We start from the raw sequence: 17827 nt of genomic DNA, 5'->3' as shown, positions 1-17827 counted from the left end.
GAAGCTGCTACTTCGAGCGTTGTGAGATACGATAGATGTTCCTGAACGCGACGCCGATCCCGAGGAACAGCAGCGTCAACAGGAGCGCCGGGGAGGTGCCGAACAGCCGGTCGAGAACCCAGCCGATCAAAGCGCCACCGATCATTCCCCCCAGCAGCTCGGCGAGCACGCGGTTGCCGAGATTATAGCTCTCGTTGGCAACCGCCTTGTCCGCGCCGGTCCGCTCGTTCTCGGCGGCTTGGGCCCGTTTCAGCCGTTCGTCGAGCGAGCGGATGCGCGGGTCGTCGCCGAGGGAGTCTGGTCCGAGCCCGTCCTCCGCCATCTTTCCCTCCCGCAGTATCGAACAAGCAGGCGAAAAGATGCCGAAAAGCGAGCCCGCCAAGGCGAGGAAGCGGTTAGCGGGGGGTCATTTGTAAGTCAACCGTTGTGGCGGGACAGCCCTCTCCCGCTCGCGGGACAGGAGCGAGACTTAGGTCCGCGCAGCGGGCCTTAGTCGCAGCGGTGAGGGGCCCCGCCGGCGATCTGGCACGTCAGTGGCTCCGGCCCTCGCCCTGCCGCCTTACGCGGCTGTCCCTCTCCCGGTTGCGGGAGAGGGATCTGCTCACACGCAGCGCGAATCGCGCTCCGGCGGGCCGGACCCGCGTGTCATCCACTCACCCGCCGGCGTCCGGTACTTCTCGCCCGGCGTCGTCTTCGCAATCAGGTTGCAGCCGCTGGTGAACGCCAGCTGCTCCACCGTCGCGCCGTTTGCCTGGGCGCGGCTGGTGTACGCCGCCTTGCGCTGGATGTTGATGTTGGCGACCACGGCGCGCAGCTCCGCCGAGCCCGCGCCGACGACGCCGAGATAGCCGTCGGGCTGTTCGCCCACCTGCCCGCTTGCGCGCGCCGCCGCATAGGCCGGGTCGCGCTGCGCCCAGGCGGCCGTCGCCGCGCCTGCCAGAAGGAGCACCGCCGCCGCCGCAAAGACTCGCTTCTTCATCTCAGAATATCCCCGGGTTCTGCTGAATGATCGACTTGGCCTCGCCGTCGAGGCGATACACGACTTCCTGCGTGACGCTGATGTTGAGGTTGATCTCGATCGGCTTGTCGGGCGCGGTCACATTGACGCACGCTCCTGCCGCGAGCGGCAACATCAGAAGAGTAAGCTTTATCATCATTCCTCCGGTGTCATTCGCACGATGTCGCTTGCGGGCGCCTGAATAGACGAGGGCGCTCGCCGCTGACTTCCTCCACCCCCGCACTTCTCCGATCTACCCCCGCGGAGGCGGGGGTCCAGTTGCACGACGCCGGGGGCTGGAAGCGAGGCGCCAGCTCAAGGCTCATGGCAACTGGGGGCCCACCTTCGCGGGGGATGGTGAAGGGGCGGGGGTTGCGGGTGATCGTGAAGGTACGGGCATAGAGGGCGGCGGAGCAGGCGGAGCGGCCGGCGCCCTGCGCTTCTCCTGCTCCTCCAGCAGCCGCGGCAGGTTGCGCTGGATCAGGCGTGACGGGTCGTAGAAGCTCGCCGTCGCGTCGAGCAGGCCGCGGAACGGCGCCTTGATGCGGATGTTGAAGACGAACGGCAGCCGCTGCAGCCGCCCGACCAGCAGCCCGGTGATGCCGCCGCGCGCCGCGCCGGCACCCTGGCTGATGCCGGCGAAGCGCACCTCCGTCACCATCTCGCCCGCCAGCGGACCGTTCATGACGATGTTGAGCGACCGGTACCGCAGCGACTTCAGCGCCTGGAACGCGAGGTTAGGCCAGAAGCCGATGTCCTTCTGCGTGATGTCGCCGACATAGGCGATCGTGCCGCCGCCGGGTCGGACCGTCAGCCGGCCGTCGGCGATCCGTCCCCCGCTCGCGTCGAAGACCATCGGCAGCACGCCGTCGAAGGTGCCGGTGGCGTCGAGGTTCTTGAAGTCGAACTGCTGGAGGAACTGGTCCGCCGCCATGCCCTCGACGCGGAAGGTCAATCGGCGACGCGCCTCGGCGGAGAAATCGAGCAGCGTCGGCTCGAGCCTCAATGTCCCGCCCGCGAACGGCCAGCGCGCGCCCTCCACCTGCACCCGCGCGTTCGCCAGCGTCTGCAGTCGCACGACGCCGTCGGTGACCGGAATGCCAGGATTGACCGAACGGACGCGCAGGGTCTGTCCGGGCGCGCTCTGCAAGGCGAGCAGGTCGGTGAAGCGGATTTCGCCCGCGATGCCCTCCACCGGGCCGAAGGCGGCGGCGAGGTCGGCCCCTTGGGTCCGGAAGACGCCGCTACTCGCCACGCCCTCGGGCGTCCAGCTGATCTGCCCTTCGCCCGTGACCGTGCCCTTCACATCCGCGATGACGCCGAAGGTGACCGGCGTGAGCTGATCGGGCTGCAACCGCTTGTCGAAACCGAGACCCGGCACGTTCAACGCCACGCCGCCCGCGCCGCGCGTCAGGTTGTGGGTCAGCCGCAGCGTCGTCACCAGCCGCCCGTCGGTCGGCGCCAGCACCCGCCCGGTCGCCTCGATCAGCGGCCCGCGCAACGTCAGCGCCACGTCGCGCACCGGCAGCGGGCGCAGCCGCGGGCGTTCGGTCTGCGCATCGCTCACCGTCAGCCCACCTGTAAGGCTGAGCGCGCCGCTCGTGAACCGCCAGTCGCCTACGGCATCGGACATCAGCAACGGCACCGCGCCGACCTGCCCGCCCGCGCCGGCAAAGCGCCCGACGATCCCCTGCGGCCCCGCCCCGCCCTCCAGCGTCGCCACGTCGATCCGCGTCGTTCGCGCTCCCTGCCCAAGCCGCGCCTGCACACCATTCAACGCGAACCGCCGATCGTCGAGCCGCAGCCGCGCGCGCGCCGCCGTCAGCGCGAGCGGCGTGCTGCCAAGCCGCCCGGTCAGCCGCGTGGCGCCGAGGGTCGCGCCACCGCCCACCCGACCCCCGGCGACCGCCAGCAGCGCCCCGCCGGTCGGACACAGCCGCACGGTGTTGCGGTCGAGCACCAGCCCCGACACCGCCAGCCGCTGCCACGCGACGGGCGTGCAGGTGCGGTTGAGTACGACGCGGCGTCCGCGCTGCACCAGGTCAATCGGTACCGTCAGCCCGTCGACGCGCCCATCGGCGAACGGCCCCGAGAGGGTGGCCACCGTCCGGACACTCAGCGCATCGCGGCCAGTGGTCACGGTGACCGGCGTCACCGCAAGACGCGCTCCGCCCGCGGCATAGGGGGCCATCGTCACGTTGAAGCGGCGCCCGCCACTCTGCTCGGCAACGCGTGCCGTCAGCGTCGGCAAGCCGCCGCCCGCCACGTCGATGCTGCCTTCAAGCAACAGTCCCTCGCGTTCGCTCCACCGCAGGCCACGGCCGCCGCCCAGCGTCGCCCGCGCGCCGCTGGCGCTACGCAGCGCGGCGGTGGCGACCGAGAGGTTGGTCCCGAGCGGACCGGTCGCGACATTCAGCCGCGCCTCGCCGCTCAGGCGTCCCGCCGCGCGCCCGACCGCGCTCGCCAGCGCCTGCGCCAGCGGCGCCAGCGGGGTGTTCGCGACACCGGCGGTCGCGAGCGTGGGGGTCACGCCGCGCACATCGGCATCCGCCACCGCGACGCTGCCGTCATAGCCGAAGGCGACCTGCCGCCCTGTGTCGCGCACGATGCTGCCGTCGAGCGCCAGCCGCCCCGCCCGCATGTTCGCGCCGCGCGCGTCGCTGGCCGTCAGCGCCACGCTGCCGGTGATCTTCGGCCCGCCCGCGATCTCCACGCGCCCCGCGATGCGCGCGGCCGAGCCCTGGGCATGACGCACCGCGCCGGTGGTCAGCCGCAGGTCGGCGTTCCAGCCCAGCCGCTCCCCCAGCGCCAGCTCCACGTCCGCGTCCGCCCGCGCGCCGGCGACCTGCACACCCGCGCACTCGCCCTGCGCGAAGCCGACGGGGCCGGTCAGTTGCACGGTGGGGACACGCGCCAGCCCATAGGGCGCGCGCGATCGGACCCGCACCACGCCCTGCGCGCGCTCGACCGAACAGCTCGCGTTCAACCTTTGGCTCACCACCGCCACCCGCCCGTCGAATCCGCCGTCTAGCCGGCCAGCGCCCGAGACCCTCAGCCCCGCTACGCCATAAGGCGTCTCCAGCCGCACCCGCGCGTCCGCGACATTCACGTCGAGCGCGGGCAGCGCGAACGCCTTGCCGCTCGGCGGCGGCAGCAACCTGTCGATGCTGCCGAACGACAGCCTTCCATCCACCAGCCGCGCGCGCAGCCGCACCCGCCCGCCGCGCACACCCGTCAGCTGCGCCCCGTTCAGGCCCACCAGCGTGCGCGCCTCCAGCCAGTCGGCGACCAGATCGGGGTCGCGCGGATCGCCGAGCACGACGTTGACCAGTCGTTGCCGCCCGAGCCCGAGATCGGCGACCTCGTAGCGCGCCTGCACACCCTTCTCAGCGAGGAAGCGGTCGACATAGCCGCTGGCGATGGGCTTGCGCGCCAGCCACAGCACGGCAAGCGCAACGAGGAGCAACAGCAACAGCGCCAGCAGCACCCGCGGCCAGCGGCGTCGCATTGCGCGCGAATGCTCGACTTCCTCCACGCGGCTCCCACGCCCTCCAATCCGTTGCCATAAGCTGAACACGCCGCTTGCGTCCAACCCACCCCCGGTTAGGTTCCTGTGCGATGGCCGATGCCGATCCCGCCCCCGACGCTCAAGGCCACCGCGCGAGGCTGCGCGAGCGGCTGGTCGCTGGGGGCGGCGAAGCTTTCCACGATCACGAGCTGCTGGAGTTCATCCTCGCGCTCGGCCGTCCACGCATCGACACCAAGCCGACCGCCAAGGCGCTGCTGCGCGAGTTCGGCGGCATCGGCGGCGTCTTCGCGGCCGATCACGCGGCCCTCGCCCGCGTCGCCGGCATGGGCGACACCAGCGTCGCCGCGTTGAAGGCCGTCCACGCCACCGCCATCCGGCTGGTGAAGGCCGAGATCGCAGACCGGCCCGTCCTCGCCAACTGGCAGGCGCTGCTCGACTATCTGCGCGCCGACATGGCGCATCACGCGGTGGAGCGGTTCCGCGTCCTCCACCTCAATACCCGCAACATGCTGATCCGCGACGAGGTGATGAGCGAAGGCTCGATCGATCAGGCGGCGGTGTACGTCCGCGAGGTGATCCGCCGCGCGCTCGACTTCGGCTCGGCGGCGATCATCCTGGTCCACAACCATCCGTCCGGCGATCCCTCCCCCAGCCGCGCCGACATCGACATCACCAAGGCGATCGCCGCCGCCGGCAAGCCGCTGGGGATCGCGGTCCACGATCACCTGATCATCGGCACACAAGGGCATGCGAGCCTCAGGGCGCAGGGGTTGATTTAACGGGTCTTCTTCCCCGGCGCAGGCCGGGGCCCAGTCGCGAGCTTCTCCGTGGCGACGGGCTGCCTTCTCCAACTCACTCGGCTGCAACTGGGCCCCGGCCTGCGCCGCGGAAGAGCAAGTTGGCGACCGTCATGGCGCCTGCTACCCGCACCCCATGATCCTCCGCTATTCCCGCCCCGCCATGACCGCCATCTGGTCGGCGGAAACCCGCTATGCCATCTGGTTCGAGATCGAGGCCCATGCCACCGACGCGCTCGCGGATCTCGGCGTGGTGCCGAAGGCGGCGGCCGCCGCGCTGTGGCGCTGGTGGGCGACGGAGCCCGCGATCGACGTCGCCGCGATCGACGCCATCGAGGCGGTGACCAAGCACGATGTCATCGCCTTCCTGACCTGGGTTGCCGAGCAGGTCGGCGAAGAGGCGCGCTTCATGCATCAGGGCATGACCAGCTCCGACGTGCTCGACACCTGCCTGTCCGTCCAGCTCACCCGCGCCGCGGACCTGCTGCTCGACGACCTCGACCAGCTCCTCGCCGTGCTCGAACGCCGCGCCCGCGAGCACAAGCTGACCCCCACCATCGGCCGCAGCCACGGCATCCATGCCGAGCCCGTCACCTTCGGATTGAAGCTCGCCTTCGCCCATGCCGAGTTCCAGCGCGCCAAGAGCCGCCTGATCGCCGCCCGCGCCGACATCGCCACCTGCGCCATCTCCGGCGCGGTGGGGACGTTCGCGAATATCGACCCCCGCGTCGAAGCGCATGTCGCCGCCAAGCTCGGCCTGGCGGTCGAGCCGGTGTCGACGCAAGTCATCCCGCGCGATCGCCATGCGATGTTCTTCGCGACCTTGGGCGTGATCGCCGGCTCGGTCGAACGGCTCGCCACCGAAATCCGCCACCTCCAGCGCACCGAGGTCTTGGAAGCGGAGGAGTATTTCAGCCCCGGCCAGAAAGGCTCGTCGGCGATGCCGCACAAGCGCAATCCCGTCCTGACCGAGAACCTGACCGGCCTCGCCCGCATGGTGCGCGGCTATGTCACCCCGGCGCTGGAGAATGTGGCACTTTGGCACGAGCGCGACATCAGCCACTCGTCGGTCGAACGCTACATCGGCCCGGACGCGTGCGTGACGCTCGACTTCGCGCTCGCGCGGCTGACCGGCGTCGTCGACAAGCTGCTCGTCTACCCCGCGCGGATGCGGCGCAACATGGACCGCATGGGCGGCCTGATCCACTCGCAACGCGTCCTGCTGGCGCTGACCCAGGCCGGCGTGAGCCGCGAAGACTCCTACCGGCTGGTTCAGCGCAACGCGATGAAGGTATGGGAGAGCGACGGCGCGCTGTCCTTGCTCGAGCTGTTGCAGGCGGACGCGGAGGTCACCGCCGCGCTGACCCCGGAGCAGATCGCCGTGAATTTCGACCTGGAATACCATTTCAAGCATGTCGACACGGTGTTCGACCGGGTATTCGGCGCCTCGTAAATCCACCTCGCCAAGGCGAGGTCCAGCATCGAGATGCATCGTTGGTGGGTGTTGGGCTCACCGGCTGCAATTTGTGCATCTGCAATCGCGCGCAACAAAGTTGCGCAAGGGCGTAACAATCTCCAATTAGGTCCGGGTCGGCACGGTGCCGGCCAGGAGACCAGATATGCGCGTCATGGAGACGCTGACCAGCAGCTTGCTGTCGGCAGCCACCATCGTGCTGGCGGTCGGGGCGTTCTTCGCCCTCTGAAGTCAGCCCAATCCCGCCCTCTCGCCCATGACGGGCTCGGGGGGCGGTGCGGGGCGGCTACTTCTTCTCGCCGCAGAGTTTGCCGGCTCGCGTGCAGAATGCTGCGCGCACCTCTTGCTTGAAATCGAACGCACCGGCGGCGGCCATGGTCCCTGCGATCACCTTTGGCATCACGGCGCGCTGCCGCCGCGCCGGTGCGGACTCGGCGAATGCGACCAGCGCGCGCAGATCGTCGACGCTCAACGCAGAGGCATAGGCTCGGCCTTCCGCTTTCATCAGGCGAGCCATTCCTTGCTCGAGTGTAGCAGCCGCCGTCTCCCGCAATGCCGCCTGCTCGGTTTGCGCCAGTTCAGGATTTTGCTTGATCAGCTCGGCGGTTTCGCTCGCGCCCATCATCGGCAGCAGCGCGGCCAGCGTACCGGTCCGGGCCAGCCTGAGGCCCAGCGCCTCGGCTTCGGGCGCGGGCACGGCCCCCGCCTGCAACAACATGGCCAGGATCATCGACATGCTTCAGCCTCCCATTCGGGAGAAGTCTGAGCCCGAGCGCGGACTGGCACAAGCGCGAGCTCAGCCGGCCACGGCCTTCTTCAACTTCGCGAAAAATCCCTGGCTCGCCGGACACTCGTCGCCCGTCTCGGTGTCTCGGAACATCTCCAGGATTTCCCGTTGCCGCGCCGACAGCTTGGTCGGCGTCTCGACCTCGACCTGCACCACCAGGTCGCCGCGGCCGCGGCCTTGCAGCACGGGCATGCCGGCGCCGCGCTGGCGGATCTGCTTGCCCGACTGAATACCGGCCGGAATGCGGATCTCGTGGGTCTGATCGTCGAGCCCGGGAATTTCGAGCGTCCCGCCCAAGGCGGCGGTCGTGAAGCTGACCGGCGCGCGCGCGAACAACGTCGTGCCGTCGCGCTCAAACAGCGCGTGGCGTTTGACGTGAAGGAAGATGTAGAGATCGCCGGACGGCGCGCCACGCGCGCCCGCCTCGCCTTCGCCGCTCAACCGGATGCGCGTGCCCTCGTCGACGCCGGGCGGCACGTTGACGGCCAGCGTCTTGGTCTTCTCGATCCGGCCCTCGCCGCGACAGTCGGGGCAGGGATCGGCGATCATCTCGCCCGAGCCCTGGCAGACCGGGCAGGCCCGCTCGACCACGAAGAAGCCTTGCTGCGCGCGTACCTTGCCGTGACCGTTGCACTGTTGACAGGTCTTGACGCTGGTCCCCGGCCGCGCGCCCTGGCCGTGGCAGGTGGCGCATGCAGCCGAGACATCGACGGTGATCTCGGTCTGCTTGCCGTGGAACGCGTCCTCCAGCCCGATCTCCATGTCGTAGCGCAGGTCGGCGCCACGCCGGGGACCGGCACGGCCGCCGCGCTGGCCACCCCCCATGAACTCGCCGAACACGGACTCGAAAATGTCGGAGAAACCGCCGAAATCCTGCGCGCCGCCGCCGCTTCCGCCACCGTTCTGGAACGCGGCATGGCCATAGCGGTCATAGGCCGCGCGCTTCTGAGGATCCTTCAAAATCTCATACGCTTCCGACACCGCCTTGAACTTGGCCTCGGAGTCGCGACAGCCGGAATTCTTGTCCGGGTGATACTTCATTGCGAGCTTGCGATACGCGGACTTGAGCGTCCCCGCATCGGCGGTGCGCTCGCATTCCAGCAGCTCGTAATAATCGACGGTGGTGGTCATCGGATGTCCGTTCGTGCGTCTGTCCTTCGAGACGGGCCTTCGCCATCGGGCCCCGCCAAAGTAATACTTTGGCGGGAACCCTCGCTCAGCCCCTCCTCAGGACGAACGAAGGAAGCATCCACCACCCCGTTCGTTCTGAGGAGCCGCTGAGCGCAGTCAAAGCGGCCTCTCGAAGGACCGGCCACGATTACGCTTTCTGGTCTTCGTCGACCTCGGAGAACTCTGCGTCGACCACGTCCTCCTTCGGCGCTTCGGGCGCATCCGCCTGCGGCGAGGCGTCGGCCTGCGCCTGCTTCTCGTAGATCGCCTGGCCGAGCTTCATCGCCACCGTCGCCAACGCCTGACTCTTCTCGTTCATCTGGTCGGCGTCGCCGCTTTCGACGGCGCTCTTGGCGGCGTCGACCGCCGCCTGGATCTCCGACTTCAGGCTGTCGTCGACCTTGTCGCCGTTGTCGGCCAGCTGGCGCTCCGTGGTGTGGATCAGCGATTCGGCGTTGTTCTTCGCCTCCGCGCCCGCGCGCCGCTTCTTGTCCTCCTCGGCGAAGGTCTCGGCGTCGCGGACCATCTGTTCGATGTCGTTGTCGCTCAAGCCGCCCGAGGCCTGAATGCGGATCTGCTGCTCCTTGCCGGTGCCCTTGTCCTTGGCGCTGACGTTGACGATGCCGTTGGCGTCGATGTCGAACGTGACCTCGATCTGCGGCACGCCGCGCGGCGCCGGCGGGATGCCGACCAGATCGAACTGACCCAGCATCTTGTTGTCCGCCGCCATCTCGCGCTCGCCCTGGAAGACGCGGATCGTCACCGCGCCCTGGTTGTCGTCGGCGGTGGAGTAGGTCTGCGACTTCTTGGTCGGGATCGTCGTGTTGCGGTCGATCATGCGGGTGAACACGCCGCCCAGCGTCTCGATGCCGAGGCTCAGTGGCGTCACGTCGAGCAGCAGCACGTCCTTGACGTCGCCCTGCAGCACGCCGGCCTGGATCGCGGCACCCATCGCCACGACCTCGTCGGGGTTGACGCCGGTGTGCGGCTCCTTGCCGAAGAACGCCTTCACCGCCTCGCGGACCTTGGGCATGCGGGTCATGCCGCCGACCAGCACCACTTCGCTGATGTCGTCGCTCTTGACGCCGGCGTCGGCCAGCGCCTTCTTCATCGGCTCGATGGTACGCTTGATCAGGTCGTCGACCAGCCGCTCCAGGTCGGCGCGGTTGATCTGCTTGACCAGGTGCTTCGGCCCGTTCTGGTCGGCGGTGATGAAGGGCAGGTTGACCTCGGTCGAGGCCGCCGAGCTGAGCTCGATCTTCGCCTTTTCCGCCGCTTCCTTCAGCCGCTGCAGCGCCAGCTTGTCCTTGGCGAGGTCGATGCCCTCGTCCTTCTTGAAGCCGTCGGCCAGATACTGGACGATCTTGTTGTCGAAGTCCTCGCCGCCCAGGAAGGTGTCGCCGTTGGTCGCCTTCACCTCGAACACGCCGTCGCCGATCTCCAGGATCGAGACGTCGAACGTGCCGCCGCCCAGGTCATAGACCGCGATCGTCTTGCCGTCCTGCTTCTCCAGCCCGTACGCCAGCGCCGCCGCGGTCGGCTCGTTGATGATGCGCAGCACCTCCAGCCCCGCGATCTGGCCGGCGTCCTTGGTCGCCTGGCGCTGCGCGTCGTTGAAATAGGCCGGCACGGTGATGACCGCCTGCGTCACCGTCTCGCCCAGATAGGACTCGGCGGTCTCCTTCATCTTCTGCAGCGTGAAGGCGCTGATCTGCGACGGCGAATAATCCTTGCCGCCCGCGGTCACCCACGCATCGCCGTTGGAACCGCGCGCGATCTTGTAGGGCACCAGCTCGGTGTCCTTCTTGGTGATCGGGTCGTCATAGCGGCGGCCGATCAGGCGCTTTACCGCAAAGATGGTGTTGTCGCCGTTGGTGACGGCCTGACGCTTGGCCGGCTGACCGACCAGTCGCTCCCCGTCCTTGGCGAACGCGACGATCGACGGCGTGGTACGCGCGCCTTCCGCATTCTCGATCACCTTGGGCTTGCCGCCCTCCATCACCGCGACGCAGCTGTTGGTGGTGCCGAGATCGATACCGATTACTTTAGCCATGTGTCTGAAAGGCCCCTGACAAACAAAACAGTTGGAGGCGGCGCTCCGTTTCGGCAGCGCAACCTGTGTTACTGGGCCGGATATAGGTGGGGTTCGGCTTGTCGCAAGAAGGCCGCGCGCATAGGGCGTGACGGACTTTTCCCACCCGGAGACAGGCGGATGCGCATCGCTGCGGCACTATTCGGTATCGTGCTCGCGGCCTGCGCGCAGCCGCAGCCGGTCAGCGTCGAGAACGCCTGGGTGCGCCTCTCCGCCGTCCCCGGCCGCCCGGCAGCCGGCTATTTCACCGTCAGCAGCGCCGACCGATCGCGTACGCTGCTCGGCGTCGGCAGCACCGCCTTCCGGCGTGCGGAGCTGCACGAGAGCATGGCGGGCGGCATGCGCGCGCTGCCCAGCGTCCCGGTGCCCTCCGGCAAGGACGTCGCCTTCACCCCCGGCGGCCGCCATCTGATGCTGTTCGAGGTCGAGCCGAGCGTCGCGCCGGGATCGGAAATGCCGCTCCAGTTCACCTTCGACGACGGGGCCAGCGTGGTAGTGGCCGCAAAGGTCGTCGGCGCGGCCGATCCGGCGCCCTGATCCGGCTCCGCCGAATCTCGCCTACTTCGTCCCTTTCCGCGCCGCGTCCTCCGTCTTCATGCGCGCGCGCAGGCCGCCGTCGACGCCGCGGCCCTCCGCCATCGGCCGGTGCAACGAACCGCTGGTCGGCGACTGAGGCGACGCCTTCTCGAACTCCGCGCGCTGGATGTTCGCCGACACCCGCTCGGTCAGGTCGGGCAGCAGCCAGTGCGCCGCCACCGCGCCATGTGCTTTCCAGCCGACCGGCAGCTCCTCGCGCGGGTGCAGCGACACCCATATCAGCGCGTCGACGATCTTCTCCGGGCCGTCCGGAATCACCATCCGCCCCTTCCTGCCGGTATAGTTGGCGGCGTGATCGAAGAAGGGCGTGTCGGCGGCCCAGGGCATGACGGTCGCGACCTTGATCCGCTTGCCATGGCCGGCGTGGCGGAGTTCCTGGTTGAGCGAGCGCCCCAGGCTCAGCACCCCGGCCTTGGTCGCCGCATAGCTGGAATGGTAGGCGATTGGCACCACGCTCTCGACCGACCCCATGTTGACCAGCGTGCCATGGCCTTGCGCGACGAACTGGCGCAGCGCGGCGTGGCTGGCGGCGAACAGTCCCTTCAGGTTGGTGTCGACCACCCGGTTATGATCGGCGACGGGGATCTCCCAGAACCGGCCCAGCGCGCCGACGCCAGCGATGTTGGCCCAGACGTCGATCCGCCCGAACCGCGCAACCGCGGCGCTCGCGAGCCGCTCCACCTGCGCCGGATCAGCGACATCCGTCGCCACCACCAGCGCCTCGCCGCCGCCCGCGCGGACCTCCGCCGCCACTTCCTCCAGCACTTCCGCCCGCCGTGCCGCCAGCACCACGCGCGCGCCCTGCCGGCCCAGCCGGACCGCAAAGCCACGTCCAAAGCCGGAGGACGCGCCGGTCACGACATAAACCTGCCCCGCGAACCGCGCCGCCTCGGCCGAGCGGACGCGCGGCGTGGCGCAGGCGCTCAGCGTGGAGGCGAGCAGGGCGGCGGCGAGCAGGTGGCGCATGACGCAGCCCTGCGCCGATCCGCCGCCCGACGCGCTAACCTAGATCGAAAACCTCACCTTTGCCGTCACTTCCTCACACTGTCATAGTGCGTCGAAGTCGATCGGCCCGGCCTTGTCGAGCCGCCGGTCCGCCGCGGGCATCGGGTATTTCAGCCCGGTCGCGCAGTTGAACAGGACGACGCGCTCCTCCTCGTCGACCTCGCCGGTGCGCAACGCCTGCTGGTAAGCGGCCAGCGTCGCGCCGCCTTCGGGGCAGAGCAGCAGTCCGTCCTTTTTCGCGCAGTCCTCCACCGCCCGCAGGATCGCCGGGTCGCCGACCGCCAGCGCCTTGCCGTTCGACTCACGGACTGCACGCAGGATCAGGAAGTCGCCCACCGCCTTGGGCACACGGATGCCGGCGGCGACGGTGGCGGCGTCCTCCCAGCGCTCGGCATGCTCCTTGCCCTCTTCCCAGGCACGCACGATCGGCGCGCAGCCCGACGCCTGTACCGCGTACATGCGCGGCCGCTCCGGTCCGATCCAGCCGATCCGCTCCAGCTCGTCGAACGCCTTCCACATGCCGATCAGCCCGGTGCCGCCGCCGGTGGGGTAGAAGATCGCGTCCGGCAGCCGCCAGCCGAACTGAGCGGCGAGTTCCAGCCCCATCGTCTTCTTGCCTTCGATCCGATAGGGCTCTTTCAAGGTCGAGAAGTCGAACCAGCGTCCCTCGGCCGCACCCCTGCCGACGATCGCGCCGCATTCGTCGATCTGGCCGTTGACGCGGTAGACGCGCGCGCCCTGCGCGGCGATCTCGCGCACGTTGATCTCCGGGGTTTCCTCCGGACAAAAGATCACCGTCTCGATCCCGCAGCGGCTGGCATAGGCGGCGAGCGCCGCGCCGGCATTGCCGTTGGTGGGCATCGCGATCTTGGTCACGCCGAGCTCGCGTGCCATCGCCACGGCCATCACCAGCCCGCGCGCCTTGAAGCTGCCGGTCGGCAGCCTTCCTTCGTCCTTGACGAGGCAGTTCGCGCCGCCGCTCGCCAGGATCGGGATCAGCGGCGTCTCGATCTCGCCCAGGCTGACGATGCTGTCCGTGCGGCGAACCGGCAGCAGCTCGCGCCACCGCCACAGGTCGGTCGGGCGCGCCTCCAGCAACGGCTTGGGCAGGTTGGCCGCCACCGCGTCCAAGTCATAGCGCACCAGCAGCGGTCGCCCGACCTGGCTGAGCCCGTGCAGCTGGTCCGCTTCGTACCGCTCACCCGTCATCGAGCATTCGAGATGGGTGACGAAGGTCGGGCGATCGGCGCTGAGGTTCGGGTTCATGGCCGCGTCCTAACGTCCCCGGAGTGTTGAAGGTAGCACCGCATTTGTCGTGTTGATGCTATCACTGAATGCTTGCAAATTGAGGCAGCTTGCACGATATGCAAACGCGGACAGCAAACATGCGAGGACGTTGGGGCGCGTGTTTACCGACCCTGTGTCGGGCACCATGGCCTGGGCGGACATCGAGTCGCTGTTGATCGCTGTCGGCTGTCAGGTGGTGGAGGGAAGTGGTTCGCGCGTCCGGTTCATCAACGCCGGCGAGTTCGAAAGCTTCCATCGGCCTCATCCGGCCAAGGAGGCCAAACGCTATCAAGTGAAGGCCGCCCGCGCATTTCTCATCAGGATCGGAGTCACCCCATGAGCAATGTCATGTCTCACAAGGGCTATTCGGCCGCCGTCGAGTTCGACGGCGAGGATGGCATCTTCACCGGCCGGATCGCCGGTATCCGCGACGGTGTCGGTTTCCACGGCGAGAGCGTCTCGGAACTGCGCGCCGCATTTCAGGAGGCGGTGGACGATTACCTGGTCACCTGCGCGCGGCTCGGACGAAAGCCGCAAAAGCCTTATTCGGGCAAGCTGATGCTCCGCGTCCGACCCGAGCTACATCAAGCCCTGGCCCTCAAGGCTGAATTGGCCGGCAAGAGCCTCAACCAATTGGGAGAGGAAGCGCTGGCGGCGGCGGTTGTCTGACCGCTACGCTCACCACTTGCCGCCTGCCTCCTCTTCGTGAGTCCAAGATCCGCGGCGTCTGCTCGAATGCGTCCGGTCGGACGGTGACGATGTCGAAATCACCCGTGTTGACCACACCGCCCGAGTAGAACTCAGCAGCGGCACCGCCCACCAAGACCGGTGGAAGGAAGCCCCGCCCGACCGACATCCCGCTGGCCCGCGCAAATAGACGCAGCGCGGCCTCGAACTCCGGGCGGTGCGTGGACACCTAAGCGCGCAATCCGGTCATCCCGCCCGCGCCACCCCCACCAGTGCCGGGCGGAGCAGGCGGTCCTTGATCATGTAGCCGGCCTGCATCTCCTGGACGATCGTACCTGCCGGCACGTCGCTCGGCACCTCCAGCATCGCCTGATGCTTGTTGGGGTCGAGCACCTCGCCGAGCGCCGCGATCTTGGTGATGCCGTGGCGGGTGAAGACGCTCTCGATTTCGCGACCCGTCGCCTCCAGGCCCGCGACCAGGCCCTTCATCTTCTCGTCCTCGCGCAGCTCGGCCGGGATCGCGGCCAGCCCGCGCTGGAGATTATCCGCCACCGACAGGATGTCGCGCGCGAAGCTGGTCGCGGCGTACTGGCGCGCGTCGGCGGCCTCCTTTTCGGCACGGCGGCGGTAATTCTGCAGGTCCGCCTGCGCATAGAGCGTCGCCTGCTTTGCCTCGGCGAGCTGCTGCTCCAGCTCCGCTAGGCGGTCATGTTCGGCCACCTCGGGCGCGGCCTCGGCAGTCTGTTCGCGCAGGTCGTCGGCCTGCGTGTCGGTCGTCTCGTCGGTCATCATGATCCCTGTGTCAGCCCATCAGTCGGGCGAGCGTCGCCGCCGTGAAATCCACCATGGGCACGACGCGGGCGTAGTTCAACCGCGTCGGCCCGATCACCCCGACGACGCCGACGACGCGGCCACCGGGTCCGCGGAACGGCCGCGCGATGACGGACGAGCCGGAGAGCGCGAACAGCTTGTTCTCCGCGCCGATGAAGATCCGCGTCGCATCCCCCGCCGCCGCCGAATCGAGCAAGGACGCGATCTCCTGCTTGCCCTCCAGGTCGTCGAGCAGCTCGCGCACCCGCTCCAGATCGGCAAGTGCGGTCGCGTCGATCAACCGCGCCTGGCCGCGCACGATCAGCACCGGGCGACGATCACCATCCTCGCTCCACACCGCCAGCCCCTGTTCGACCAGCGCCCGCGCGGCGCCGTCGATCGCCGCGCGCCCCGCCGTCAGCTCGCGGTCGAGTCGCGCCCGCGCTTCCGCCAGCGTCAGCCCGCCGAGCGTCGCGGTCATGTAATTGCCCGCCTCGATCAGCGCCGCGTCGTTCATGCCCGCCGAGAGCGTGACGACGCGGTTCTCGACGGAGCCGTCCTCGCTCACCAGCACCGCCATCGCCTGTCCGGGCGACAGGCCCACGAACCCGATCGACCGCAGCCGCACCTCGCGCTTGGGCACCATCACCAGCCCCGCGCAGGCCGACAGCCCGCTCAGCGCCGCAGCCGTCGTCGCCAGCGCCTCCTCGACCGGCCCCGCCGCCCCGGCCCGCGCCTCGATCTGCGCGCGCTCCTCGGGCGACGGCTCGGTCGCCTGCATCATGCCGTCGACGAACAGCCGCAGGCCGCGCTCGGTCGGCATGCGTCCGGCGCTGGTATGCGGACTGGCGAGCAGCCCCAGCCCCTCCAACTCGCCCATCACGTTGCGGATCGACGCGGGCGACAGGTTCAGCCCCGCCAGCGCCAGCGTCTTCGACCCGACGGGGGTTCCGGTCGCCAGATAGCCGTCGACCACCCGGCGGAAGATGTCGCGGGCGCGGTCGGACAGTTCGGTGACGGGCAGCGAGGCCATGGTCGATGATCTAGGCTGGCGCGGGCTCCGGTGGAAGGCTAGGCGCACGGCCATTCACCAATTGCCGTTCGTGGTGAGGAGCGACTGAGCGCAGTCGAAGGCGCGTTTCGAACCAGCATCCTTCGACTTCGCTCAGCAGCTCCTCGGGACGAACGGAGGCAATCAAGGAACCTCCATGCGCCCCAGCGGCCGCGCCCCCGACCAGATGCGTGCCATCACCATCGAGCCACGCTTCACCCGCCACGCCGAAGGGTCGGTGCTGATCGGCTTCGGCGACACCAAGGTGCTGGTGACCGCCAGCGTCGAGGAGCGCGTGCCCCCGTTCATGCGCGGCAAGGGCGAGGGCTGGGTCACGGCCGAATACGGCATGCTGCCCCGCGCCACCCACACCCGCGGCAACCGCGAGGCGGCCAAGGGCAAGCAGTCCGGTCGCACGCAGGAGATCCAGCGGCTGATCGGCCGCAGCTTGCGTGCCGTGACCGACATGAAGGCCCTGGGCGAGCGCCAGATCGTGCTCGACTGCGACGTCATCCAGGCCGACGGCGGCACCCGCACCGCCTCGATCTCGGGCGCGTGGGTGGCGCTCCGGCTGGCGATCGACGGGCTGCTCAGGGACGGCAAGCTGACGGTCGACCCGCTGCAGCAGAAGGTCGCGGCGGTCAGCTGCGGCATCTATCAGGGCACCCCCGTGCTCGACCTCGACTATCCCGAGGACTCCGCCGCCGACGCCGATGCCAATTTCGTGCTGCTCGAAAACGGCAACATCGCCGAGGCGCAGGCGACCGCCGAGGGTGCGACCTATGACGAGGAGGCGCTGCTCCGCCTGCTCCGCCTCGCCCGCATCGGCTGCGCGGACATCTTCGCGGCGCAGGCGCGCGCTGTAGCATGAGCCTGGAGTTCCCCGGCCCGCAGGCGGTGCGCAAGCTCAAGCCGGGCAAGCTCGTCATCGCCAGCCACAATGAAGGCAAGGTGCGCGAGATCAGGGCGCTGCTCGAGCCGTTCGGCATCGAGCCGGTGTCCGCCAAGGAGCTCGACCTGCCCGAGCCCGACGAGACCGGCACCACCTTCTTCGCCAATGCGGAGCTGAAGGCGCGCCAGGCCGCGGACCTCAGCGGCCTGCCGGCGCTCGCCGACGATTCGGGACTGTGCGTCGACGCGCTGGGCGGCGACCCCGGCGTGCGCACCGCCAACTGGGCGGAGACGCCGGACGGCTCGCGCGACTGGACCCTGGCGATGCGCAAGGTCGAGGACGCGTTGCAGGCGGCTGGTCCCGAAGCCGGGCGCGACGCGCACTTCGTCTGCGTCCTCGCACTCGCCTGGCCGGACGGCCATGTCGAATGGTTCGAGGGCCGCGCGGAGGGAACACTAAGCTGGCCGCCGCGTGGTACGGTCGGCTTTGGCTACGATCCCGTGTTCGTGCCGCTGGGCGACACCCGCACCTTCGCGGAACTCGACCCGGCCGAGAAGCACGCGATCAGCCACCGCGCCGACGCGTTCGGAAAGCTCGTTGCCGCCGTTTTCTAACATCCCCGTTTTGCGAGAAGGCATCTTCCCCGGCGAAA

General features: G+C 69.0%; 18 protein-coding genes. 7 read left to right on the top strand and 11 right to left on the bottom strand.

All coding sequences use genetic code 11. The features are described from left to right. Positions 1–7: 7 nt before the first annotated feature. The 4 genes from VFQ64_RS05980 to VFQ64_RS05965 all read right to left on the bottom strand — a co-directional run bounded on the left by VFQ64_RS05980 (position 8) and on the right by VFQ64_RS05965 (position 4505). Entirely contained in the window at positions 8–322 is a 315-nt protein-coding gene (locus VFQ64_RS05980) for an AtpZ/AtpI family protein (RefSeq protein ID WP_325102385.1), read from the bottom strand. Positions 323–601: 279 nt separating this feature from the next. Beyond that, positions 602–979, bottom strand: a complete 378-nt coding sequence (locus VFQ64_RS05975) for a YdbL family protein (RefSeq protein ID WP_325102384.1) — start codon at positions 977–979, stop codon at positions 602–604. Position 980: 1 nt separating this feature from the next. Further along, positions 981–1100 (bottom strand): YnbE family lipoprotein, encoded by a 120-nt coding sequence (locus tag VFQ64_RS05970; RefSeq protein ID WP_325102383.1) that lies wholly within the window; start codon positions 1098–1100, stop codon positions 981–983. A gap of 219 nt (positions 1101–1319) precedes the next feature. Continuing rightward, a complete protein-coding gene (locus VFQ64_RS05965) occupies positions 1320–4505 on the bottom strand; it encodes a YdbH domain-containing protein (protein WP_325102382.1) in 3186 nt (1061 codons plus the stop codon). Positions 4506–4615: 110 nt separating this feature from the next. Here VFQ64_RS05965 and radC point away from each other — a divergent pair, with 110 nt between their 5' ends. Both radC and purB read left to right on the top strand, forming a co-directional pair. Beyond that, positions 4616–5305, top strand: coding sequence for a RadC family protein (gene radC, locus VFQ64_RS05960; protein ID WP_325102381.1), 690 nt, complete (start codon positions 4616–4618; stop codon positions 5303–5305). A 154-nt stretch (positions 5306–5459) separates the two neighbouring features. Beyond that, complete coding sequence (gene purB / locus VFQ64_RS05955) at positions 5460–6776, top strand: adenylosuccinate lyase (protein WP_325102380.1); 1317 nt, start codon at positions 5460–5462, stop codon at positions 6774–6776. A 307-nt stretch (positions 6777–7083) separates the two neighbouring features. On the opposite strand, the gene VFQ64_RS05950 is transcribed toward purB, so the two are convergent. The 3 genes from VFQ64_RS05950 to dnaK all read right to left on the bottom strand — a co-directional run bounded on the left by VFQ64_RS05950 (position 7084) and on the right by dnaK (position 10807). Next, a complete protein-coding gene (locus VFQ64_RS05950; RefSeq protein ID WP_325102379.1) occupies positions 7084–7533 on the bottom strand; it encodes a hypothetical protein in 450 nt (149 codons plus the stop codon). A gap of 60 nt (positions 7534–7593) precedes the next feature. Then, positions 7594–8715, bottom strand: coding sequence for a molecular chaperone DnaJ (gene dnaJ / locus VFQ64_RS05945; RefSeq protein ID WP_325102378.1), 1122 nt, complete (start codon positions 8713–8715; stop codon positions 7594–7596). A 187-nt stretch (positions 8716–8902) separates the two neighbouring features. Further along, a complete protein-coding gene (gene dnaK, locus VFQ64_RS05940) occupies positions 8903–10807 on the bottom strand; it encodes a molecular chaperone DnaK (RefSeq protein WP_325102377.1) in 1905 nt (634 codons plus the stop codon). A gap of 159 nt (positions 10808–10966) precedes the next feature. Between dnaK and VFQ64_RS05935 the strand changes: the two genes are divergently transcribed. Continuing rightward, positions 10967–11383 (top strand): copper chaperone PCu(A)C, encoded by a 417-nt coding sequence (locus VFQ64_RS05935; protein WP_325102376.1) that lies wholly within the window; start codon positions 10967–10969, stop codon positions 11381–11383. 21 nt (positions 11384–11404) lie between these two features. On the opposite strand, the gene VFQ64_RS05930 is transcribed toward VFQ64_RS05935, so the two are convergent. Then, a complete protein-coding gene (locus tag VFQ64_RS05930) occupies positions 11405–12409 on the bottom strand; it encodes an SDR family NAD(P)-dependent oxidoreductase (protein WP_325102375.1) in 1005 nt (334 codons plus the stop codon). 81 nt (positions 12410–12490) lie between these two features. Then, complete coding sequence (locus tag VFQ64_RS05925; RefSeq protein ID WP_325102374.1) at positions 12491–13714, bottom strand: threonine synthase; 1224 nt, start codon at positions 13712–13714, stop codon at positions 12491–12493. Positions 13715–13853: 139 nt separating this feature from the next. Between VFQ64_RS05925 and VFQ64_RS05920 the strand changes: the two genes are divergently transcribed. Together VFQ64_RS05920 and VFQ64_RS05915 are read left to right on the top strand one after the other, a co-directional pair. Continuing rightward, positions 13854–14075: a type II toxin-antitoxin system HicA family toxin gene (locus VFQ64_RS05920; RefSeq protein ID WP_325102373.1), complete on the top strand. Its 222-nt coding sequence runs from the start codon at positions 13854–13856 to the stop codon at positions 14073–14075. Continuing rightward, entirely contained in the window at positions 14072–14404 is a 333-nt protein-coding gene (locus tag VFQ64_RS05915) for a type II toxin-antitoxin system HicB family antitoxin (RefSeq protein WP_325102372.1), read from the top strand. Before VFQ64_RS05920 ends, VFQ64_RS05915 begins: the two co-directional genes overlap by 4 nt. Positions 14405–14668: 264 nt before the next feature. Here the strand turns inward: VFQ64_RS05915 and grpE are convergent, their stop codons facing one another. Together grpE and hrcA are read right to left on the bottom strand one after the other, a co-directional pair. Beyond that, positions 14669–15211, bottom strand: a complete 543-nt coding sequence (gene grpE / locus VFQ64_RS05910) for a nucleotide exchange factor GrpE (protein ID WP_325102456.1) — start codon at positions 15209–15211, stop codon at positions 14669–14671. 13 nt (positions 15212–15224) lie between these two features. Beyond that, positions 15225–16265 (bottom strand): heat-inducible transcriptional repressor HrcA, encoded by a 1041-nt coding sequence (gene hrcA, locus VFQ64_RS05905; protein ID WP_325102371.1) that lies wholly within the window; start codon positions 16263–16265, stop codon positions 15225–15227. A gap of 175 nt (positions 16266–16440) precedes the next feature. On the opposite strand from hrcA, the gene rph reads away from it, so the two are divergent. Both rph and rdgB read left to right on the top strand, forming a co-directional pair. Next, complete coding sequence (rph, locus tag VFQ64_RS05900) at positions 16441–17154, top strand: ribonuclease PH (RefSeq protein ID WP_325102370.1); 714 nt, start codon at positions 16441–16443, stop codon at positions 17152–17154. After that, a complete protein-coding gene (gene rdgB / locus VFQ64_RS05895; protein WP_325102369.1) occupies positions 17151–17789 on the top strand; it encodes an RdgB/HAM1 family non-canonical purine NTP pyrophosphatase in 639 nt (212 codons plus the stop codon). The genes rph and rdgB overlap by 4 nt, the downstream gene beginning before the upstream one ends. Positions 17790–17827 lie beyond the last annotated feature (38 nt).

This window comes from Sphingomonas sp. (assembly GCF_035714405.1).
Taxonomy (GTDB): domain Bacteria; phylum Pseudomonadota; class Alphaproteobacteria; order Sphingomonadales; family Sphingomonadaceae; genus Sphingomonas.
This window is presented reverse-complemented; position numbering and strand designations above follow the sequence as displayed.